Below are 21,129 nucleotides of genomic sequence, written 5' to 3'. Positions count from 1 at the left end.
GGTCTGTGGGGGCTGGTCGCGCAGTTCCCCGCGCCCCTGAGAGAGCGTTTCGCCCGCCCTCTCTTCAGTTCCGCGCGCCCCTGAGGTATCCACTCCCCCTCTTCACAAGGAACGGTTGTCATGGTTCACAGCGAAGTCGCTGCTCTGCTTGCTCGGTCGCATCGGTTGGGCTCCGATCCCCGGAACACCAACTACGCCGGGGGGAACGCCTCCGCCAAGGGGCGGGACGTCGATCCCGTCACCGGGGGTGACCTGGAGTTGATGTGGGTCAAGGGGTCCGGGGGTGATCTCGGGACGCTGACCGAGGGTGGGCTGGCCGTGTTGCGGCTGGACCGGCTGCGGGCGCTCGTCGACGTGTATCCGGGGGTGGAGCGCGAGGACGAGATGGTCGGCGCGTTCGACTACTGCCTGCACGGCAAGGGCGGCGCCGCGCCCTCCATCGACACCGCGATGCACGGGCTCGTCGACGCCGCCCACGTCGACCATCTGCACCCCGACTCGGGCATCGCGCTGGCGTGTGCCGCCGACGGGGAGAAGCTGACCGCCGAGTGTTTCGGCGACACCGTGGTGTGGGTGCCGTGGCGGCGGCCCGGGTTCCAGCTCGGGCTGGACATCGCCGCCGTCAAGGCCGCCAACCCGCAGGCCATCGGGTGTGTGCTCGGGGGGCACGGGATCACCGCCTGGGGTGACACCTCCGAGGAGTGCGAGCGGAACTCGCTGCACATCATCCGCACCGCCGAGCGGTTCCTCGCCGAGCGGGGCCGGCCCGAGCCGTTCGGGCCCGTCGTCGAGGGGTACGAGGCTCTGCCGGAGGGCGAGCGGCGGGAGCGGGCCGCTGCCCTCGCGCCGTACGTGCGGGCGATCGCCTCGCAGGACCGGCCGCAGGTGGGGCACTTCGACGACTCCGACGCCGTGCTGGACTTCCTGGCGCGGGCCGGGCATCCGCGGCTGGCCGCGCTGGGGACGTCGTGCCCGGACCACTTCCTGCGCACCAAGGTGCGTCCGCTCGTGCTGGATCTGCCGCCGTGCACGCCGCTCGACGAGGCGGTGACCCGGCTGGAAGAACTCCACGCGGACTACCGGCGGGAGTACGCCGCCTACTACGAGCGGCACGCCGAGCCGGACTCCCCCGCGATGCGCGGCGCCGACCCGGCGATCGTGCTGGTGCCGGGCGTGGGCATGTTCAGCTTCGGCAAGGACAAGCAGACGGCGCGGGTGGCCGGGGAGTTCTACCTCAACGCGATCAACGTGATGCGCGGCGCCGAGGCGGTGTCGACGTACGCGCCGATCGAGGAGTCGGAGAAGTTCCGCATCGAGTACTGGGCCCTGGAGGAGGCCAAGCTGCGGCGGATGCCGGCGCCGAAGCCGCTGGCGACGCGGGTGGCGCTGGTGACCGGGGCCGGCAGCGGGATCGGGAAGGCCATCGCGCGGCGGCTGTCCGCCGAGGGCGCGTGCGTCGTCGTGGCCGATGTGAACGGCGAGAACGCGGCGCGGGTCGCCGAGGAGCTGGGCGGGCCGGACAAGGCCGTCGCGGTGACCGTGGACGTGACGGACGAGGAGCAGATCGCCGCCGCCTTCCGGGAGGCGGTGCTGGCCTTCGGCGGGGTGGACCTGGTGGTGAACAACGCCGGGATCTCCCTCTCCAAGCCGCTGCTGGAGACGTCCGCGAAGGACTGGGACCTTCAGCACTCCATCATGGCCCGGGGGTCGTTCCTGGTGTCGCGGGAGTCGGCGCGGGTGATGATCTCCCAGCGGCTGGGCGGGGACATCGTGTACATCGCCAGCAAGAACGCCGTGTTCGCCGGTCCCCACAACATCGCGTACTCGGCGGCCAAGGCCGACCAGGCGCACCAGGTGCGGCTGCTGGCGGCGGAGCTCGGTGAGCACGGCATACGGGTCAACGGCGTCAACCCGGACGGTGTGGTGCGCGGTTCGGGGATCTTCGCGGGCGGCTGGGGTGCCCAGCGCGCGGCCGTGTACGGGGTGCCGGAGGAGAAGCTGGGCGAGTTCTACGCGCAGCGGACGCTGCTGAAGCGGGAGGTGCTGCCCGAGCACGTGGCCAACGCCGTGTTCGCGCTGACCGGCGGCGACCTCACCCACACCACCGGACTGCACGTCCCGGTCGACGCCGGCGTCGCCGCCGCCTTCCTGCGATGAGCGGCGGCGTGGGGGCGTACGCGGCGGTCGACCTCGGCGCGTCCAGCGGGCGCGTCATGGTCGGCCGGGTGGGCCCCGGCAGCCTGGAGCTGACGGAGGCGCACCGGTTCCCGAACCGTCCGGTGCGGGTGCCGGAGGGGCTGCGCTGGGACGTGCTGGGGCTGTACGCCGGGGTGCTCGACGGGCTGCGGGCGGCGGGAGACGTGGACTCCGTCGGCATCGACGGCTGGGCCGTCGACCACGGGCTGCTCGACGCGGACGGGGCGCTGCTGGGCAACCCCGTGCACTACCGCGACGGGCGGACCGACACCGTGGCGGAGAAGGTGTGGGCGACCGTGCCGGCCGCGGAGCTGTACGCGGCGACCGGGCTGCAGTACGCGCCGTTCAACACGCTGTACCAGCTCGTCGCGGCCCGAGACACACGGCAGTTCGCGCAGGCGGAGCGGCTGCTGCTGATGCCCGACCTGCTCGCGTACTGGCTGACCGGGGAGCAGGGCACCGAGCTGACCAACGCCTCCACCACCCAGCTGATCGACCCGCGCACCCGGACCTGGGCGCACGGCGTCGCGGAGCGGCTGGGCATCGACCTGGGGCTGTTCGCGCCGCTCAGGCTGCCGGGCGATCCGGCGGGAGCGCTGCGGCCGGAGGTGCTGGAGGAGACCGGCCTTGCCGGGCCGGTGCCGGTGACGGCGGTCGCCTCGCACGACACGGCGTCCGCGGTGGCCGCCGTACCGGCGGACGGTGAGCGGTTCGCGTACATCTGCACCGGCACCTGGTCGCTGGCCGGGCTCGAGCTGGACACGCCCGTGCTGACCGAGGAGAGCCGGGCCGCCAACTTCACCAACGAGCTGGGCCTGGACGGCACCGTCCGCTACCTGCGCAACATCATGGGGCTGTGGCTGCTCCAGGAGTGCCTGCGCGCCTGGGGCGAGCCGGACCTGGGCGCGCTGCTGCGGGAGGCGGCCGGGGCGCCGGCGCTGCGGTCGGTGGTGGACGCCGGGGACACCGCGTTCCTTGCGCCCGGCCGGATGCCGGAGCGGATCGCGGAGGCGTGCCGCGCGTCGGGGCAGCCGGTGCCGGACTCCCCCGCCGCGACCGTGCGCTGCATCCTCGACTCGCTCGCCCTCGCCCACCGCACCGCCGTCGAGGACGCGCAGCGGCTCGCCGGACGAACCGTGGACGTGGTGCACGTCGTGGGCGGCGGCACCCGCAACGCGCTGCTGTGCCAGCTCACCGCCGACGCCTGCGGGCTTCCGGTGGTGGCCGGGCCGACCGAGGCTGCGGCCCTCGGCAACGTACTGGTGCAGGCCCGCGCCCAGGGCCGGGTCGGTGATCTCCCCGGCATGCGACGGCTGTTGGCCGGCACCCAGCCGCTCACCCGGTACGAGCCGCGCGGCGACACCCGGCGCTGGGAGGCGGCGACCGCGCGGCTCGCCGGACGGTGACCCGGGTCTCCCCCCGGGCCCCGGACCCGCACTACCCTGCCCATCACCTGATGATCGACTGGACGAGGAGCCGCGATGCGTGTCGCCCTGTTCCTGACCTGCGTCAACGACACGCTTTATCCGGACACCGGCCGTGCCGTGGTGAAGCTGCTCACCCGGCTGGGCGTCGACGTCGACTTCCCCGAGGCGCAGACCTGCTGCGGCCAGGCCCACTACAACACCGGCTACCGGCACGAGGCGGAGCCCATGGCCCGTCACTTCGCCGACGTCTTCCGTGAGTACGACGCGGTCGTGACACCGTCCGGGTCGTGCGGGGCGATGGTGCGGGAGCTGTACCCGCGCATGGGTGAGCGGGCCCGGTCGGAGGGGCGGGGGGACGGTCTCGCGACGGTGCTGGCGCCGGTGGTGCCGAAGACGTACGAACTCACCGAGTTCCTGGTGGACGTGCTGGAGGTGACGGACGTCGGGGCGTACTACCCGCACCGGGTGACGTACCACCCGACCTGCCACGGGCTGCGCTCGCTCGGGCTCGGCGAGCGGCCGCTGCGGCTGCTGCGCGCGGTGAAGGGTCTTGAGCTGGTGGAACTGCCGGGTGCGGAGGAGTGCTGCGGGTTCGGCGGCACGTTCGCGCTGAAGAACGCCGACGTGTCGGCGGCGATGGGCACGGACAAGGTGCGCAACGCCGAGTCGACGGGCGCGGAGGTGCTGTGCGCGGCGGACAACTCCTGTCTGATGCACATCGGCGGCACGATGACGCGGCTGCGTACCGGCATGCGGCCGGTGCACATCGCGGAGATCCTGGCGAGCACGGAGGAGGACCCGTCCGTATGAGCGGAACGTTCGTCGGTATGCCCGCTTTCCCGGCGGCGGCCCGGGAGGCCGTGCGCGACACCACCCTGCGGGGCAATCTGCGGCACGCCACGCACACCATCCGCGCCAAGCGGGCGCGTGCGGTGGCCGAGCTGGACGACTGGGAGCGGCTGCGGCAGGCCGGGAAGCGGATCAAGGACCGCACGCTGCGTCATCTCGACCGCTATCTAGTGCAGTTGGAGGAGTCGGTGACGGCGGCGGGCGGTGTCGTCCACTGGGCCGCCGACGCCGACGAGGCGAACCGGATCGTCGCGGAGCTGGTGAAGGCGACCGGTGAGACGGAGGTCGTCAAGGTCAAGTCGATGGCCACGCAGGAGATCGCGCTCAACGAGGCGCTGGAGGCGCAGGACATCCACGCCTACGAGACCGATCTGGCCGAGCTGATCGTGCAGTTGGGCAAGGACCGGCCGTCGCACATCCTGGTCCCGGCGATCCACCGCAACCGCGGGGAGATCCGCGACATCTTCACCCGCGAGATGGGCGAGTGGGGCCGTCCCGCGCCCGAGGGGCTCACGGACACGCCCGCCGACCTCGCGGAGGCGGCACGCCTTCATCTGCGGGAGAAGTTCCTGCGCGCCAAGGTCGGCATCTCCGGCGCCAACTTCATGGTCGCCGAGACCGGCACGCTCGTCGTGGTGGAGTCCGAGGGCAACGGGCGGATGTGCCTGACCCTGCCGGAGACGCTGATCTCGGTGGTGGGCATCGAGAAGATCGTGCCGACCTGGCAGGACCTGGAGGTGTTCCTGCAGACCCTCCCCCGCTCCTCCACCGCCGAGCGGATGAACCCGTACACGTCGATGTGGACCGGCACCACGGACGGGGACGGGCCGCGGAACTTCCATCTGGTGCTGCTGGACAACGGGCGCACCGACACCCTCGCCGACGAGGTGGGCCGGCAGGCGCTGCGCTGCATCCGCTGCTCCGCCTGCCTGAACGTCTGCCCGGTGTACGAGCGGGCGGGCGGGCACGCGTACGGGTCGGTGTACCCGGGTCCGATCGGCGCCATCCTCAGCCCTCAACTCCGGGGCACGGCAAGCGAGATCGACGCATCGCTGCCGTACGCGTCGTCGCTGTGCGGGGCCTGCTACGAGGTGTGCCCGGTCGCCATCGACATTCCCGAGGTGCTGGTGCATCTGCGGGAGCGGGTGGTGGAGGGCGGCGAGGCCGTCCGGGAGGGCAACAAGGTGCGGCTGCGTCCGGCGAAGGGGCACGCGGCCGAGCGGGCCGCGATGCGGGCGGCCCGCTGGGCGCTCACCCGGCCCGGCGCCCTGCGCACCGGCCAGCGGCTCGCGTCGCGTACGCGGCGGCTGCATCCGCGCACGCTGCCGGGGCCCGGCCGGGCGTGGAGCGGGACGCGGGACCTGCCGCCGGTGCCGGCGGAACCGTTCCGGGACTGGTGGCAGCGGACGCGCGGCGGGAAGGACGGTGCGAAGTGAGCAGCAGGGAGCGGATCCTGGGCCGGGTGCGGCGGGCCCTGGCGGACGTGCCGCCGGGTGAGGACGTACCGGTCGAGCGGGACTATCTGCGCGAGCACGGGGAGCGGACCGTCGAGGAGACGGTGGACCTGCTGGCGGAGAATCTGGCGGACTACCGGGCGGTCGTGCACCGGACCGACACCGGCTCGCTGCCGGGCGTCGTCGCGGAACTCCTGTCCGCGCGGGGCGCGTCGACCGTGCTGGTGCCGCCCGGCCTGGACGAGGGCTGGCTCGCGGCGGCCGAGGTGACGCGGGTGCCGGACGAGGCGGGCAGCACCCCGCACGAGCTGGACCAGGTCGACAGCGTCCTCACCGCCTGCGCCGTGGCGATCGCCGAGACCGGCACGATCGTCCTCGACGGCTCCCCCGACCAGGGCCGCCGCCGGATCAGCCTGGTCCCCGACCACCACATCTGCGTGGTACGCGTCCCTGATCAGGTGGTGGCGTCCGTCCCGCAGGCCCTCGAACGCCTGGACCCCGCCCGCCCGTTGACCTGGATCTCCGGCCCCTCCGCGACCAGCGACATCGAGCTGGACCGGGTGGAGGGCGTGCATGGGCCGCGCACTCTGGAGGTCGTCCTGGTCCGGTGAACCACCGCCCGAGGGGTGTCGCTGCGTACACCCCGGGACGGGCACTGCGCCCCGTGTGGGCCGCTCCTCTCCTCCGTAGCGTCGTGACCAAGGCACAGGGCGTGCCCGACGGAGGAGATGACGATGGTGCGCAACAGGGCGCGGCACGACCCGCGCACGGAACCGGCCGCCGAGGCGCTGCGCCTGGTCAAGGTCACCAAGTCGTACGGCACGGCGGAGAACGCCGTGACCGCGCTGGAGGGGGTGACGCTGGGCCTGGCGCGGGGCACGTTCACGGCGGTGATGGGGCCGTCCGGCTCCGGCAAGTCGACGCTGCTGCAGTGCGCGGCGGGTCTGGAGCGGCCGGACGCGGGGATCGTACGGGTGGACGGGACGGAGCTGACGGGCGCCGGTGAGGCGGAGCTGACGAGGTTCCGGCGCGGGCGGGTCGGGTTCGTGTTCCAGCAGTACAACCTGCTGGAGACGCTGACGGTGGCGCAGAACACCGTGCTGCCGCTGAAGCTGGCGGGCCGCCGGGTGGGCCGGCGGCGGGCGACGGAGATCCTCACGGCCGTGGGGCTCGGCGACCGGCTGGGGCACCGCCCTGACCAGCTGTCCGGCGGTCAGCGGCAGCGGGTGGCGATCGCGCGGGCGCTGGTCGCCGAGCCGCGGGTGATCTTCGCGGACGAGCCGACGGGGGCGCTGGACACCCGCAGCGCGCGGGACGTGCTGGCGCTGCTGCGGGAGGCGGTGCGGGTGCACGGGCGGACCGTGGTGATGGTGACGCACGACCCGGTCGCCGCCTCCTGGGCGGACAGTGTGCTGTTCCTCGCGGACGGCAGGCTGGCCGGACGGATGGACACGCCGACCGCCGACGCGGTGGCGGAGCGTCTTGCGCACCTGGGTGACGACGCGCCGGTGGGGGTGTGAGCGATGCTCGTACTGGCTCTGCGGTCGGTCCGGCAGCGGCCCGGACGGTTCCTCGCGACGCTGCTGTCCGCCTTCCTGGGCGCGGCGATCGTCATGGCGTTCAACTCGCTGCACGACACCGCCGGCGCGCCGGGCGTCGACGCGGTCAGCTCGGAGACGCTGCGGACGGCGGCCGGGGTGGTCGGCGGGTACGGCACGCTGCTGGTGTTCTTCGCGGTCGCGTCCGCGCTGACGGTGAACGTGCGGCAGCGGGCGGCCGAGCTGGAGCTGCTGCGCCGCTCGGGGGCGACGCCGGGGCAGCTCCGGCGGATGGTGGTGGGCGAGGCCCTCGCGGTGGCCCTGGTGGGTACGGCCGCTGCGGTGCTGCCGGCCGTGCTGGGCGGGCGGCTGCTGGTGGAGCTGTTCCAGGACACGGAGCAGGTCGCCGCGTCCGTGGACCACTCGTTCGGGGCGGTGGCGCTGGCGTCCGGCGTCTTCGTCACGCCGGCCGCCTCGGCGGGCGCGGCGCTGCTCGCGCTGCGAAGGGTCACGCGGGGGCGGCGGCGCACCGTGCGGCGGCGGCCGGTGTTCGCGTGGGCGGCGCTGACGGCCGGGGCGGTGGCCGCGTCGTCCACGTTCGCCTTCTCCTCGACGGACGAGATGCTGATGGCGTTCCCGGCGCAGGGCGCGATCCTGCTGTCGGTGGGGTTCGCGCTGATGTCGCCGCGTCTGCTCACGGGTGTGCTCGGCCGGCTCACGCTCGGCGGGGCGAGCGGCTGGCTCGCGGTGCGGAACCTGCGGCGGCGGGCCGGTGAGCTGTCCGGCATCCTGATGGCGCTGATCCTGTTCACGGCGGTGTCCACGGCGACGCTCACCATGCAGGCGGTGGAGAGCGACGAGGTCGCGGCCTCGGGGCTGGTGAAGTCGGTCGACGCCAAGAACCTGGAGACGCTCAACTACACCGTCGTCGGCATCATCGTGGTGTTCGTCTGCGTGATGCTGGTCAACTCCCTGTACGCGGCGACCACGTACCGGGGCCGGGAGTTCGGGCAGCAGCGTCTCGCCGGTGCGACGCCCGGTCAGGTGCTGGGCGTGGTGGGTGTCGAGGGGCTGGTCCTCACGGTGGTCGGGCTGCTGTTCGGCACGCTGGCGGCGCTGGCCGGGATCGTGCCGTTCACCGTCGTCCGCAGCGACGCGGTGCTGCCGGGGCAGTTGACGGGCGTGTGGACGGCCGTGGCCGCGGTCGGCGCGGCGGCGACCGTCGGGACGAGCCTGTTCACGGCGCGGCGGGTGCTGCGGACGCCGGCGGTGCGGGCGGTGGGCGTGGCCGCGTGACGGTGCGGGCATGTCATCGGGCGAGCGAGCGCGTGACACAGCAGTGAGCAAGCGCTTAGATAGGTGTCCGGGCATCCACGCGGTGCCCGGACACCGTCGTTCCCGCGCCCAGCCGGAGGCCGCAGTTGTTCACTTCCGTCGACGACGTCTCCGCACGCCTCGCCGAGACCGGCTATCTGGCCTCCCCCGCGGTCGCCACCACCGTCTTCCTCGCCGCCCGGCTCGGCAAGCCCCTGCTGGTCGAGGGCCCCGCCGGGGTGGGCAAGACCGAGCTGGCCAAGGCCGTCGCCCGCGCCTGCGACGCCCGTCTCGTACGGCTCCAGTGCTACGAGGGCGTGGACGAGTCGCGCGCGCTGTACGAGTGGAACCACGCCAAGCAGCTGCTGCGGATCAGCGCGGGCCGCGGCGAGACCTGGGACGAGGCCCGCACGGACATCTTCAGCGAGGAGTTCCTCCTCCCCCGTCCGCTGCTCACCGCGATCCGCGGGGACGACCCCAAGGTGCTGCTGATCGACGAGACGGACAAGGCGGACGTCGAGATCGAGGGACTGCTGCTGGAGGTGCTCGGCGACTTCCAGGTGACGGTGCCCGAGCTGGGCACGGTGACCGCGACCCGCCGGCCGTTCACCGTCCTCACCTCCAACGCGACCCGGGAGCTGTCCGAGGCGCTGCGCCGCCGCTGCCTGTTCCTGCACATCGGGTTCCCGGACGCGGAGCTGGAGCGGCGGATCGTCCGGCTGAAGGTGCCGGGCGTGGACGCGGCGCTGGCGGAGTCCGTGGTGCGGGTGGTGGGGGCGCTGCGCGCGATGGACCTGCGCAAGGCGCCGTCGGTCGCCGAGACCGTCGACTGGGCGCGCGCCCTGCTGGCGCTCGGCGCGAGCACGCTCGACGAGACGGTCGTACGGGACAGTCTGGGCGTGGTCCTCAAGCACCAGGACGACATCCAGAAGGCGGCGGCCAAGCTCGACCTGGACGCGCTGTGACCGCCGACGCGGACACGGATCTCGCGGACACGGACCTGGTGACCCGGCTGACCGGCCTGGTCGACGCGCTGCGCGGGCACGGGCTGCGGATCGGCACCGGGGAGACCGTGGACGCGGCGCGCGCGGTGGAGGCGCTGGGCCTCGCCGACCGGGAACTGCTCCGGGAGGGCCTGGCGGCGACCCTGCTGCACGGCGCCGGCGGACGGCCGGTGTTCGACGCGGTCTTCGACCTGTACTTCCCGCGCGGGGTGGGGGTGCCGGACGGCGTCGGCGGCGAGGCCGACCGGGAGGCGCTGCGCGCCCGGCTGGCGGAGGCGCTCGCCGCGAACGACAGCGCGGCGCTGGCCCGGCTGGCGGTGGAGGCGGTCGACGGCTTCGGCGGGTACGGGGATTCGCCCGGCTCGGACGGCTGGTCGTCGTACCGGACGCTGGACCGGCTGCGGCCGCAGACACTGCTGGCGCGTGTGCGGGACGAGGTGCGGGGGCGGGACGGCGCCGGGAGCTTCGCCGACCGGCTCCTCGAGGACGAGATCCGGCGCCGTATCGAGGAGTTCCGGCGGCTGGTCACCGCGGAGGCACGCCGCCGGGCCGCGGAGCGCCGGGGCCGCGACGAGATCGCCCGCCGCGCGCTCGCCCCGACGGCCGACCGGGTCGACTTCCTGCTGGCCGGCAAGGACCGGCTGGCGGAGCTGCGGCGGACGGTCCAGCCGCTCGCCCGCAAGCTGGCGACCCGGCTCGCGGCACGCCGCCGCAGGGCCGCGCGCGGCGCCATCGACCTGCGCAGGACGCTGCGCGGCTCGCTGTCGACGGGCGGGGTGCCGGTGAAGCCCGTCCTGCGGAGGCGCCGGCCCGCCCGGCCCGAACTGGTGCTGCTGTGCGACGTGTCGGGCTCGGTCGCCGGGTTCTCCGACTTCACGATGCTGCTGGTGCAGGCGCTGCACGACCAGTTCTCCAAGGTGCGGGTGTTCGCCTTCGTCAACCGTGTCGACGAGGTGACCGGCCTGCTGGTGCACGGGGCCGCCGACCCGGAGGGCCTGAACGCCCGCATCCGCGCGGAGGCCCGGCTCACCGCGTGGCACGACAGCAGCGACTACGGCGCCGCGCTGGGCGAGTTCACCGACCGGTACGCCGACGCCGTCGGCTCGCGCACCACGGTGTTCGTCCTGGGCGACGCCCGCACCAACATGGCCGACCCCAACCTCCCCGCCCTCCAGGACCTCACCCGCCGCGCCCGCCGCGTCCACTGGCTCAACCCCGAACCCCGCACCCTCTGGGGCACGGGCGACTCCGCCGCCCCGGCGTACGCGGAACTGGTGGACATGCGGGAGTGCAGGAACGCACGGCAACTGGACGCGCTGGTGGGGAGGTTGCTGCCGGTGTGAGGGGGAGGGTCCTCAGGCCGGGGGCTTGTCGGGCCGGGGCGTACCTGGCCACACAGTCGGCGAAGGGCTCGATGCCGACCTCGGCGCGGAGGGCGTCCACGCGCCCGGGGTCCTCGATGGGCCAGGGCACCGGTGAGCCGTCCTTCACCCCGGCGATCTGCGTGCCGCAGAGCTGCTTGCGGCCCTCGTTGAGGAGGGTGCGGTCGCGGAGGAAGGCAAGGTCCCGCGGGCTTGCGAGGCCCGCCTCGACGGCCTGTTCCAGCAGGCGCGGGGCGCGGCGCCGGACGTCGAGCCGGCGGTCGGCGTGCTGGGCGATGAGCCACGCGGCGCGCGCGGCCTCCTCCCCCGCCAACTCCGCCATGGGCCGGCCGTACTCGTCCATGATCTCGCCGAGCCGGTCGCCGTGGGGTGCGGTGAGGCGGCGCCGGGCCTGCTGCTCGGCGGGGTCGTCGCTGTACCCCGTGGCGGCGGCACGGTGGTCCGCCGCCGCCATGTCCTCGAGTTCCGCCGCGAGCGGCAAGGTCCTGTGTCACTCCCCACTCCCCTGTGCACGGGCCGTCTTGGTCACCGGCAACTGTAAGGCGCATACGGGACGTAATGATCATTCCGTGGAACGGTGACGCAGGGCCGCGCGGGCGGCGACAACGGATCCACCGCTGCGGCTCTCGGTTTCACGCCGCCGTCGGTGTCCAGCGTTGGGCTGCGGTCCTGTTGCAGTCCCAGATCTGGAGCTGCGTGCCGTCCGCCGTGGAGCTGCCCGGGTCGTCGAGGCAGCGGCCCGACTGGGGGTTGATCAGGGACGAGTCGGGGCCGGGCATCCAGCGTTGGGCGCCGGTGCCGTTGCACTGCCAGAGCTGGACCTTGGTGCCGTTGGCGGTTCCGCCGCCGCTGACGTCGAGGCAGCGGCCGAGCGCGCGCAGGGTGCCGCCCTCGCCCGGGACGTACGTCCAGCGCTGGGCGGGCGTGCCGTTGCAGGTGTAGAGCTGGACGGGTGTCCCGTCGGCGGTGGCGGCGGCGCGGACGTCGACGCACTTGCCGGGGATGCCGGAGCGGAAGGCGGCCGTCTGCGACACCCCGCCGGTCGCCAGGGCCGCGTGCACGAGATCGGCCGCCGCGCGCATGCCCGCCTCGTTGGGGTGGTAGGTGGACCGGCCCTGCGCCGGACGGTACGACTCCACCCACGGGCTCGCCGAGCACGCGTCGTGACCGCGGCTCGCGCCCGCCAGGTCGACCAGGGTGGCGCCCGTCGCGGCGGCGGCGTCGGCGGTGGCGGCGGCCAGGCGGGCGGCGATGCTCCGTTCGTACGCGGCCTGTTCGCCGGTCAGGGGTGCGACCGCGCATGTGCCGGAGTCCGGCAGCAGGGTGAAGTAGGTGACGAGGTACACGCGGGCCTGGGGCGCCACGGCGTGGACCGAGCGCACGATGTCCCCGATGCGGCCCGGGAGTTCGGGGAAGGTCCGCTCGATCGAGTCGCGGTCGACGGTCGGGCAGCCGGAGCCGCCGCTCGCCTGGCAGGAGTAGGCGTTGACGCTGCCGAGGTAGTTGACGTCGTTGCCGCCGACGGTGACCGTGACGAGCCGGGTGTCGGGGGTCACGGCCTGGATCTGCGGCGGACGCGTGCCCTGGTAGTCCCTCAGCACGTGCCTGGTCGTCGCGCCGCTGCACGACACGTCCGTCAGGTCCGCGCCGATCTCGCGGGCCACGAGGCTGGGGTAGTTGACGGCGGACCGGGCGCAGGCGTCCGCGCCGTCGCTCGACTGGAGGGGCGGGATACCAGGGCCGGCGGCGAACGAACTGCCCAGCGCCACATAGCCAGTTCCGGCGTCGGCGGCCACGGCGGGCGCCTGCGCGGAGACCGGCTGAGCGGCGGTCACGGCTGGGGCGGCGACCACTGCGGCCCACGCCGCCGCCAGGGCGGACACGGCTCGCGCCCACGTCCGGATCGATAAACGGTTGGTGGCGCGCGAACCCGGCATCGGCATCCTCCACGAGAGCACGTGAGAGTGACACAACGTTGTAAACGGACCCTAGCGGCGACCTCGGGCCGCGCCAAGACCGTCGACTCCTCATGTCGGGAGAGGATCGGCGCATGGCCGATTCCTCAGCGGAGATCAACGCCCTCGTCGTCGACGCGACCGACCCCGAGCGGCTCGCCGCGTTCTGGTCGGAGGTGCTCGACAGGCCGATCGTGGGCCGCACGGGCCCCTACGTCTGGCTGCGCCGGGAGAACGGCCTGGTACTGGGCTTCCAGCGCGCAGGCACTTCCAAGTCCGGCAAGAACCGGATGCACGTCGACATCGCCTCCCCCGACCCCGCCGCCGCGCAGCGCCGGATCGAAGGGCTCGGCGGCAGGCGTCTGGAGGGGTACGAGGACGGAGGCTTCCTGGTGATGGCGGACCCCGAGGGGAACGAGTTCTGCGTCCTCCCCACGGGGCCCGTCGACCTCGACGACGAGGGACGCGCGCACTACCTGGACCGGCCGGCCGGCCGGTGACGGAAGGCGCCTAGTCCGCCTTCGCGTAGTCCTTCGCCATGGCGCCCGCGAAGTCGTGGACCACGACCTGTTCGTCGCCGACGACCCACGCGTCGTGGCCCGGCGGGCACACGAAGACGTCGCCCGGGCCGACCTCGCTCTCCGCGCCGTCGTCCATGCGGATGTGCATACGGCCCTGGAGCACGTAGCCGTTGTGGTGGATGCCGCACGACTCCGTGCCGGCGATCGGGCCGACCGACTCGGACCAGCGCCATCCCGGCTCGAACGTGGCGACCGCGAAGTCGAGCCCCGTCAGATGGACGGCTTCGAGGTGGCCCCTCGGGAAGTCGCGCCGCTCGTCGGGCTTGTCCAGCGTCTTCACCTCGAGCATTGCCCCTGCTCCCTTCCGGTGAACGGCCCGGTACGGCGAGGGCCGGGCCTACCCCCTCATCGTCCGCCCGTCCACCCGGGGCCGCCATCTGGGTGAGGGGCCACCGGCTCAGTCGGCGGGGGCGCAGAGGCGGGCGAAGCGTTCCGTGTCGACGTTGCCGCCGGAGAGGATCAGGCCGACGCGGGGCGGGAGCGGGCCGGCGCGGCCGGTGAGGAGGGCGGCCAGCGGGGTGGCCCCGCTCGGTTCGAGGACGATCTTCAGCCGGGTGAAGGCGAACCGCATCGCCTCCTTGACCGCCTCGTCGTCGACCAGCACGACGTCGTCCAGCAGGCGGCGGTTCACGGCGAAGGTCAGCTCGCCGGGCGTGGGGACGGCCTGCCCGTCGGCGATGGTGCGGGGCACGGGCACGGTGACGCGCCGGCCCGCCTCCAGGGAGCGCCGGGTGTCGTCCCCGTCCTCCGGCTCGACGCCGATCACCCGGGTCGCCGGGCGCAGGCCCTTCACGGCGGTGGCGCTCCCGGCGATCAGTCCCCCGCCGCCGACCGGCGCGACCAGCGCGTCCAACTCGCCCGTTTCTTCGACCAGTTCGAGCGCTGCGGTGCCCTGGCCCGCGATCACGTGGGGGTGGTCGTAGGGCGGTACGAGAGTCAGGCCCCGCTCGGCGGCGAGGGACTCGGCGATGGCCGCGCGGTCGCCGGTGTAGCGGTCGTAGGAGACGACCGTCGCGCCGTACCCCTCGGTGGCCGCGCGCTTGGACGGCGGGGCGTCCTCCGGCATGACGACGACCGCCGTGGTGCCCAGTTCGCGGGCGGCGAGGGCGACGGCCTGGGCGTGGTTGCCGGAGGAGTAGGCGACCACGCCCCGCGACAGCTGCTCCGGGGTGAGCCGGGAGACGGTGTTGTAGGCGCCGCGGAACTTGAAGGCGCCGACCCGCTGGAAGTTCTCGCACTTGAGGTGGACCTCGGCGCCGACGAGCGCGTCCAGGGTGCGGGAGCGCAGCACGGGCGTGCGGTGGGCGACGCCGCGCAGGCGTGCGGCGGCGGAGCGGACGTCGTCCAGGGTGATCGGCGGGGTGGTGGTCGTCACGCGGTCCCTCCGGAGGCAGTCGGTGCGGTCAGCCTACGCATCCTGCACCGGCCGCGCCGCTGGTCACAGGGGTGCGGAGAGGAAGGGAATAGCGGGGCGTCCGGGCCGGTTGTGGGGCGCGAAGGAGGTGCCGGGTGAACACGACGTACTACGACCACGGAACGCACGCCGAGCGCTGGGAGCGCGCGGGGATGTTCTTCGACGCCAAGGACTACTACTCCGCCGCGCGGGTCCTGGGCAGCCTGGTCGAGGAGGTGCCGGAGCAGACCGGGCCGCGCCTGCTGCTCGCCCGCGCCTACTACCACTCGGCCCAGCTGCGCCGTGCGGAGGCCGAGTTGCGGACCATCCTGGACCGCGACCCGGTGGAGCACTACGCCCGTCTGATGCTCGGCCGCACCCTGCAGCGGCAGGGACGGCACGACGAGGCGCAGCCGCACATGCGGCTCGCGGCCGCGCTGGCCGGCGACTTCGACGAGATCTGAGCGCGCACGCGAGACCGGTGCCCGGTTCCCCTCGGGGAGCCGGGCACCGCGCGTGTCAGCGGGGCGCGGGACCGTACGTCCGGCGGCCGCGCCGGTGGGCGATCTCGCCGAGCACGACATCGAGGGCGAGGAAGACCGCCAGCGGGATGCCGAGCAGCGGGAGGAAGTACCCCAGGACGGCGATCAGCGCGAGCAGCGGCACGAGCAGCTGCGGCGGCACGTGCTGCCACGCTCCCCGGGGGACCGGCCGGCCGAAGGCGGAGCCGCGGCCCCGCTGCCACCACAGGCGGTAGCCCCACAGGATCAGCAGGATCAGGGTGAGTGCGAGCAGCATCAGGGCGACCTGGTTGACCAGGCCGAACAGGGTGCCGGTGTGCAGGTCGATGCCCCACCGGGTGAGCTTGGCGAGGACCGGGTAGTCCTCGAAGCGCACCACGTCGGTGACCTGTCCGGTGCCCGGGTCGACGGCCACCGCGTCCTGCTTCACCGGCCAGCTCCGCTGGATCTGCCGCACCACGTACGCGGACGTCGCGTCGGCGGGCGGCACGATCTCCACCGGGTTGCCCAGGCCCTCGGCGCGCGCCGCCGCGAGCACCCGGTCCAGGCCGACGCCGTGCGCCGCGTCGCCGCCCGCTCCCCCGGCCGTTCCGTGCCCCGCGTGCTCACCGGCCGTGGCGGACACCGCCGGGGTCTCCTGACCGAGGGCGGTACGCAGGTCGCCGATGTGGCCGCCGGCGTAAGCGGACCAGGTCAGGCCCGTCGCGGAGAGGAACACGAAGCCGAGCGCGGCCCACGCGCCCACCCCGCCGTGCAGGCCGAGGGTGCGGCGGCGTCCAGTGGCTCCCCGGAGCTTGCGCTGCGCACGTCGGCGCGTGAACCACAGCACGAGCCCGCCACAGGCGGTCACCCACAGCCAGCTCGCCGCCAACTCGCTGTAAAGCCTCCCGGGTTCGCCGAGGCGCAGGTCGCGGTGGAACTCGTCGATCCAGGTGCGCAGCGGCAACGCGCCGGTGGATCCGTACTGTTCGAGCTCGCCGCGGACCCGCGCGGTGTACGGGTCGACGAACACGGCGAGCGTGTGGCCGGGGTCGACGCCCGGGACGCCGGAGAGCAGCACCCTGGTGGTCGCGCCGGGCTCCGGTGAGGGGCGTACGGCGGCGATCTCGCCGTCGGGACGGGCGGCGCGGGCGGCGGCGATCTGCTCGGAGAGGGGCAGTTCGCGGTCCCCGACAGGGACGGTCAGCTCGTCCGCGTAGAGGATCTTCTCGGCCTGGAAGGAGGCGGCGTACAGCAGGCCGGTGAGGGCGGCGACCAGGAGGAACGGCGCCACCAGGACGCCCGCGTAGAAGTGCAGGCGCAGCACGAGCGGGCGGAGGGTGGACACGGCGTTTCTGCCCGGCGCGGGGGCGGGGGGTGAGGGGGCGTCGTCGGTGGCGGGCGTGGGGGTGGTGGTCATCGGCGGTGTTCTCCCGGAGGACGGGTTCGACGGGTGCTGCCGGTGCAGGGGTCGGGGCGGGAGGCCGTCGAGTTCCCGGGAGGGGTGTGTGAGCTGAGGCACACCAGATGAAGGTCATGCGATGCTGGCGTGATGGAGACTCCGAGCGATCGCGTGCCGTTGGCCGAGCGGGTCGAGCAACTTCTCGCCGAGGAGGGGCCGTTGCCCATCGTCGCCGCCGGGCATCCGGTGCTGCGCCGCCCCACCGTGCCGTACGACGGACAGCTGGACGACGCGCTGCTGACGCGGTTCGTGCAGGCGCTGCGCCTCACCATGCGCACGGCGCCCGGTGTGGGTCTCGCCGCGCCGCAGGTGGGGGTGGGGCTGCGGATCGCGGTGATCGAGGACCCGGCGCCGGTGCCGGAGGAGGTGCGCATCGCGCGCGGGCGGGAGCCGCAGCCGTTCCGGGTGCTGGTGAACCCGGGGTACGAGGCCGTCGGCACGGAGCGGGCCGCGTTCTTCGAAGGGTGTCTGAGCGTGCCCGGCTACCAGGCGGTGGTGGCGCGGCACGCGGCGGTGCGGCTGACCGGGCAGGACGAGCACGGGCGGAAGCTGGACGAGGAGTTCACCGGCTGGCCCGCCCGGATCGTGCAGCACGAGACGGACCATCTGGACGGCACGCTGTACCTGGACCGGGCCGAGCTGCGCTCGCTGTCCTGCAACGCGGCGGCAGCCCGGTACTGGGGGCAGCCGACGGCCGAGGAGGCGGCGGGGGCGCTGGGCTTCGACCTGCCGTAGCCGTGCCCGCCCGGCCTGAATCTCCGGTCGTCGCGCCGGTCAGGCGTCGCGGTACGCCTCCAGCAGCCGCAGCCAGACCTCGCTGATCGTGGGGTACGACGGGACGGCGTGCCACAGCCGGCCGACCGGGACGCGTCCCGCCACCGCGACGGTCGCCGCGTGGATCAGCTCGCCGACACCGGGCCCGACGAGGGTGACGCCGCGCACGATCTCGTCCTCGAGGTCGACGACCATGCGGGCGCGGCCCCGGTAGCCGTCGCCGTACAGGCTCGCGCCCGCCACCGACGACAGGTCGACGTCCACGGCCCGCACCCGGTGGCCTGCCTGTTCGGCCTCGGCGAGGGTGAGGCCGACGGAGGCCGCCTCCGGGTCGGTGAAGACGACCTGCGGGACGGCCGCGTGGTCGGCGGTGGCGGTGTGCGCACCCCACTTCTCCGTCTGCGCCGGCTCGCCCGCCGCCCGGGTGACGATGGCGGCGCCCGCGATGCGCGCCTGGTACTTGCCCTGGTGGGTGAGCAGGGCGCGGTGGTTGACGTCGCCGACGGCGTACAGCCAGTCGTGGCCGGTCACCCGGAGGCTGTCGTCCACGTCCAGCCACGACCCGGGTGCGAGGCCGATCGTCTCCAGGCCGATGTCGTCGGTGCGGGGGGCGCGGCCGGTGGCGAAGAGGATCTCGTCGGCCTCGATCCGGTCGCCGGTGTCGGTGAGGACGACGACGGTGCCGTTCTCCCTGGTCACGGCCTTCACGGAGGTGCCCGTACGGACGTCGGCGCCGGCCTCGGTGAGGGCCTCGGCGACCAGCTCGCCCGCGAAGGGCTCCATACGGCCGAGGAGGCCGTCGCCGCGTACCAGCACGGTGACGCGGGAGCCGAGCGCCTGCCAGGCGCAGGCCATCTCGGTGGCGACGACCCCGCCGCCCACCACGACCAGCCGGCCGGGCGCGGAGCGGGCGCTGGTGGCCTCACGGCTGGTCCAGGGGCGGACCTCGTCGAGGCCTGGCAGGTCGGGGAGCTGGGCGCGGCTGCCGGTGCAGACGGCGACGGCGTGCCGGGCGGTGAGGACGCTCTCGCGGCCGTCGGGGCCGGTGACGGTGACGGTGCGCGGGCCGCTGAGGCGTCCCCGGCCGCGGTACAGGTCGGCGCCGGTGCCCTCGAGCCACTGGACCTGGCCGTCGTCCTTCCAGCCGGAGGTGAAGGAGTCGCGGCGGGCGAGCACGGCGGCGGTGTCCAGGGGGCCCTGGACGGACGCGCTCAGTCCCGGCAGGCGGCGGGCGTCGGCCTGGGCGAGGACCGGGCGCAGCAGGGCCTTGCTGGGCATGCAGGCCCAGTAGGAGCACTCGCCGCCGACCAGTTCGCTCTCCACCACCGCGGTGGAGAGCCCGGCCGCGCGGGTGCGGTCGGCGACGTTCTCCCCGACCGGTCCGGCGCCGATGACCACGACGTCGTAGGCGGTCGCTTCCGTGTGCGTCGATTGCGTTTCCGTCATGGCGTCAGTCTGGTGGGTGGTGTGCCAGGTGGCCACATGGGTAGGGGCGCGGAATACGTGACCGGTCGGCCGTGTTGTGCCGACTCCCGAGCCGACAGCAGGAAGAGGGCCAGATCATGAGCGCCACCGTCGAACTCACCAAGGAGAACTTCGACCAGACGGTCACCGAGAACGAGTTCGTGCTGATCGACTTCTGGGCGGAGTGGTGCGGGCCCTGCAAGCAGTTCGCACCGGTGTACGAGAAGGCGGCCGAGGACAACCCGGACCTGGTGTTCGGCAAGGTGGACACGGAGGCGCAGCCCGAGCTGGCCGCGGCCTTCGGTATCCAGTCGATCCCCACGCTGATGATCGTCCGCGACCAGGTGGCGGTGTTCGCCCAGCCGGGCGCGCTGCCGGAGGCCGCACTGACGGACGTCATCGGGCAGGCCCGGAAGCTGGACATGGACCAGGTGCGGCAGCAGATCGCCGAGCAGCAGGCGCAGCAGCAGGGTGGTCAGGGCGCCTGAGGCGCCTTGTTGCGGGGGGCGCGCCGATCAGAACGGGCGGCGGGCGGTCGTGCCGCCGAGGGCGGCACGGGTGTCGCGCGGCCGACGACCTGCTGACACCGGGTTCCGGAACACCCTCCGGCCTTTTCCCCGATACATGGCCCGGCGCGATGCAGCGGGCCGGGGGCGTCGCGCAGCCCGGCGCCTGCGGGGTGCCGTCGCGCCGACCCGTGCCGCCCCAGCGGCACGACTGCCCGCGGCCGGCGGACAGCTGCGTCAGCTCGATTCTCGGCGGATCACCGTCGCCCCCAGCACCTTGTGCGCCTCCGGTGCCGCCGACGGGTCGTGGACCGCTCGGTCGACCAGGTCGGCCAGTTCCTGCCCCGAGGGCAGTTCCAGGTGGACCGTGCTCAGCCGGGGCCGCAGCAGTCGCCCCAGCATCAGGTCGTCCGCGCCGACCACCGCCGTCTCCTCGGGGATGCGGATCCCCGCGTCCTGCAGCGCCCGCATCAGCAGCATCGCGTACTCGTCGTTGTACGTGAACACCGCGTCGAGCCCGAGCTCCCGCCATCGCGCGGCCAGCGAGGCCGCGGCCTCCTCGTCGTGGGCCAGCGGCAGCTCCGTCACCGTGGCGTCGCTGCCGCGCACAGCGGCCCGTACCCCCGCGAGCCGCGGAGCGGAGAACGTGTCGAGCCCCCGCTCGCCCGGCACCACCACGCCGATCCGCCGGCGCCCCGTGTCGAACAGGTGGGCGCCCGCGCTGTACCCGACGACGTCGTGGTCCATCAGCAGCGCGTGCGCGCCCTCCACGGTCTCGGGGCCGAGGGTGACGACGGCCCGCGCACCCGAGCGCTTGAGCACCTCGACGCCGCGCGGGCCGAGCCCGGAGCCGGGCACCAGGACGGCGACCGGGCGCAGCTCGGCCCAGGCGCGGGCGGCCTCGTCGTCGTGGACGCCGACGGTGCTGTACTGGACGACCGTGTAGTCGAGCAGGCTCAGCGCGGCCTGCAGCTCGTTGATGAACCTGCTGTACAGCGGGCCCACGGGGAACGCCGGCGCGGGCATCAGGACCATACGGCTGTGCCCGGCGCGCAGGCTGCGGGCGGCCGCGTGCGGCACGTACCCGAGTTCGCGCGCGGCCTCGCGGACGCGGCGGCGGGTGGGCTCGCTGATCCGGACGGCGCGGGCGTTGTTCAGCACGTAGGAGACGGTCGCGCGCGAGACGCCGGCCAGGCGGGCCACATCGGCGCTCGTCGGCACGGAGCGCGTCGGTGCGGGGGTCGCGGGCGCGGGCGGGTTCGGTATCTGCACCATGACGTACGGCATCTTCGCAGAAGCCGTAACGCGCCCTTCATTCGGGGGAGTTGAG

Annotated in this window: 19 protein-coding genes and 1 pseudogene; 13 read left to right on the top strand and 7 right to left on the bottom strand. The window is 73.9% G+C overall.

The genetic code is table 11. From position 1 onward, the window contains the following. Positions 1-120: 120 nt before the first annotated feature. The 9 genes from ACQY0Z_RS28950 to ACQY0Z_RS28910 all read left to right on the top strand — a co-directional run bounded on the left by ACQY0Z_RS28950 (position 121) and on the right by ACQY0Z_RS28910 (position 11,125). On the top strand, positions 121-2,157 hold the full coding sequence (locus ACQY0Z_RS28950) for a bifunctional aldolase/short-chain dehydrogenase (protein ID WP_439813065.1): 2,037 nt from the start codon (positions 121-123) through the stop codon (positions 2,155-2,157). Continuing rightward, complete coding sequence (locus tag ACQY0Z_RS28945; protein ID WP_439813064.1) at positions 2,154-3,602, top strand: rhamnulokinase; 1,449 nt, start codon at positions 2,154-2,156, stop codon at positions 3,600-3,602. The genes ACQY0Z_RS28950 and ACQY0Z_RS28945 overlap by 4 nt, the downstream gene beginning before the upstream one ends. Before the next feature lie 75 nt (positions 3,603-3,677). Beyond that, complete coding sequence (locus ACQY0Z_RS28940; RefSeq protein WP_189900355.1) at positions 3,678-4,433, top strand: (Fe-S)-binding protein; 756 nt, start codon at positions 3,678-3,680, stop codon at positions 4,431-4,433. Then, positions 4,430-5,908 (top strand): lactate utilization protein B, encoded by a 1,479-nt coding sequence (locus ACQY0Z_RS28935; RefSeq protein WP_439813063.1) that lies wholly within the window; start codon positions 4,430-4,432, stop codon positions 5,906-5,908. The genes ACQY0Z_RS28940 and ACQY0Z_RS28935 overlap by 4 nt, the downstream gene beginning before the upstream one ends. Then, on the top strand, positions 5,905-6,537 hold the full coding sequence (locus tag ACQY0Z_RS28930; RefSeq protein WP_189900359.1) for a LutC/YkgG family protein: 633 nt from the start codon (positions 5,905-5,907) through the stop codon (positions 6,535-6,537). Before ACQY0Z_RS28935 ends, ACQY0Z_RS28930 begins: the two co-directional genes overlap by 4 nt. Before the next feature lie 117 nt (positions 6,538-6,654). Then, the gene (locus ACQY0Z_RS28925) at positions 6,655-7,446 is read left to right on the top strand and encodes an ABC transporter ATP-binding protein (RefSeq protein ID WP_439813062.1); all 792 of its coding nucleotides are present in this window, start codon (positions 6,655-6,657) and stop codon (positions 7,444-7,446) included. Between the two features lie 3 nt (positions 7,447-7,449). Then, positions 7,450-8,760 (top strand): FtsX-like permease family protein, encoded by a 1,311-nt coding sequence (locus ACQY0Z_RS28920; RefSeq protein WP_439813061.1) that lies wholly within the window; start codon positions 7,450-7,452, stop codon positions 8,758-8,760. 125 nt (positions 8,761-8,885) lie between these two features. Continuing rightward, a complete protein-coding gene (locus tag ACQY0Z_RS28915; protein WP_439813060.1) occupies positions 8,886-9,743 on the top strand; it encodes an AAA family ATPase in 858 nt (285 codons plus the stop codon). Then, positions 9,740-11,125 carry a vWA domain-containing protein gene (locus tag ACQY0Z_RS28910; RefSeq protein ID WP_439813059.1) on the top strand — a complete coding sequence of 462 codons (1,386 nt, stop codon included), beginning with the start codon at positions 9,740-9,742 and terminating at the stop codon, positions 11,123-11,125. The genes ACQY0Z_RS28915 and ACQY0Z_RS28910 overlap by 4 nt, the downstream gene beginning before the upstream one ends. A 31-nt stretch (positions 11,126-11,156) precedes the next feature. On the opposite strand, the pseudogene ACQY0Z_RS28905 reads toward ACQY0Z_RS28910, so the two are convergent. Both ACQY0Z_RS28905 and ACQY0Z_RS28900 read right to left on the bottom strand, forming a co-directional pair. Further along, a pseudogene (locus tag ACQY0Z_RS28905) lies at positions 11,157-11,618 on the bottom strand (DUF6624 domain-containing protein); the annotation flags it as partial. A gap of 178 nt (positions 11,619-11,796) precedes the next feature. Further along, on the bottom strand, positions 11,797-13,101 hold the full coding sequence (locus tag ACQY0Z_RS28900; protein WP_189900368.1) for a ricin-type beta-trefoil lectin domain protein: 1,305 nt from the start codon (positions 13,099-13,101) through the stop codon (positions 11,797-11,799). Positions 13,102-13,214: 113 nt separating this feature from the next. Here ACQY0Z_RS28900 and ACQY0Z_RS28895 point away from each other — a divergent pair, with 113 nt between their 5' ends. After that, positions 13,215-13,619 (top strand): VOC family protein, encoded by a 405-nt coding sequence (locus ACQY0Z_RS28895; RefSeq protein ID WP_381725196.1) that lies wholly within the window; start codon positions 13,215-13,217, stop codon positions 13,617-13,619. Positions 13,620-13,629: 10 nt separating this feature from the next. On the opposite strand, the gene ACQY0Z_RS28890 is transcribed toward ACQY0Z_RS28895, so the two are convergent. Next, entirely contained in the window at positions 13,630-13,989 is a 360-nt protein-coding gene (locus ACQY0Z_RS28890; protein WP_189900373.1) for a cupin domain-containing protein, read from the bottom strand. A 108-nt stretch (positions 13,990-14,097) separates the two neighbouring features. Then, positions 14,098-15,075, bottom strand: a complete 978-nt coding sequence (locus ACQY0Z_RS28885) for a pyridoxal-phosphate dependent enzyme (RefSeq protein ID WP_189900375.1) — start codon at positions 15,073-15,075, stop codon at positions 14,098-14,100. Between the two features lie 134 nt (positions 15,076-15,209). Between ACQY0Z_RS28885 and ACQY0Z_RS28880 the strand changes: the two genes are divergently transcribed. Next, positions 15,210-15,557, top strand: coding sequence for a tetratricopeptide repeat protein (locus tag ACQY0Z_RS28880; RefSeq protein ID WP_189900377.1), 348 nt, complete (start codon positions 15,210-15,212; stop codon positions 15,555-15,557). A gap of 55 nt (positions 15,558-15,612) precedes the next feature. Here ACQY0Z_RS28880 and ACQY0Z_RS28875 read toward each other — a convergent pair whose 3' ends face one another. Beyond that, the gene (locus ACQY0Z_RS28875; protein WP_189900379.1) at positions 15,613-17,013 is read right to left on the bottom strand and encodes a PepSY-associated TM helix domain-containing protein; all 1,401 of its coding nucleotides are present in this window, start codon (positions 17,011-17,013) and stop codon (positions 15,613-15,615) included. 132 nt (positions 17,014-17,145) lie between these two features. Here ACQY0Z_RS28875 and ACQY0Z_RS28870 point away from each other — a divergent pair, with 132 nt between their 5' ends. Next, positions 17,146-17,790 carry a peptide deformylase gene (locus ACQY0Z_RS28870; RefSeq protein WP_439813058.1) on the top strand — a complete coding sequence of 215 codons (645 nt, stop codon included), beginning with the start codon at positions 17,146-17,148 and terminating at the stop codon, positions 17,788-17,790. Positions 17,791-17,829: 39 nt separating this feature from the next. Here ACQY0Z_RS28870 and ACQY0Z_RS28865 read toward each other — a convergent pair whose 3' ends face one another. Continuing rightward, positions 17,830-19,275, bottom strand: coding sequence for an FAD-dependent oxidoreductase (locus ACQY0Z_RS28865; protein WP_189900382.1), 1,446 nt, complete (start codon positions 19,273-19,275; stop codon positions 17,830-17,832). A gap of 116 nt (positions 19,276-19,391) precedes the next feature. Here ACQY0Z_RS28865 and trxA point away from each other — a divergent pair, with 116 nt between their 5' ends. Then, positions 19,392-19,781, top strand: a complete 390-nt coding sequence (gene trxA, locus ACQY0Z_RS28860; RefSeq protein WP_189900384.1) for a thioredoxin — start codon at positions 19,392-19,394, stop codon at positions 19,779-19,781. A 255-nt stretch (positions 19,782-20,036) separates the two neighbouring features. On the opposite strand, the gene ACQY0Z_RS28855 is transcribed toward trxA, so the two are convergent. Continuing rightward, positions 20,037-21,074, bottom strand: a complete 1,038-nt coding sequence (locus tag ACQY0Z_RS28855) for a LacI family DNA-binding transcriptional regulator (RefSeq protein WP_439813057.1) — start codon at positions 21,072-21,074, stop codon at positions 20,037-20,039. Positions 21,075-21,129 lie beyond the last annotated feature (55 nt).

The sequence above is a fragment of the Streptomyces sp. P9-2 genome, assembly GCF_051903975.1.
GTDB lineage: Bacteria > Actinomycetota > Actinomycetes > Streptomycetales > Streptomycetaceae > Streptomyces > Streptomyces cellulosae.
This window is presented reverse-complemented; position numbering and strand designations above follow the sequence as displayed.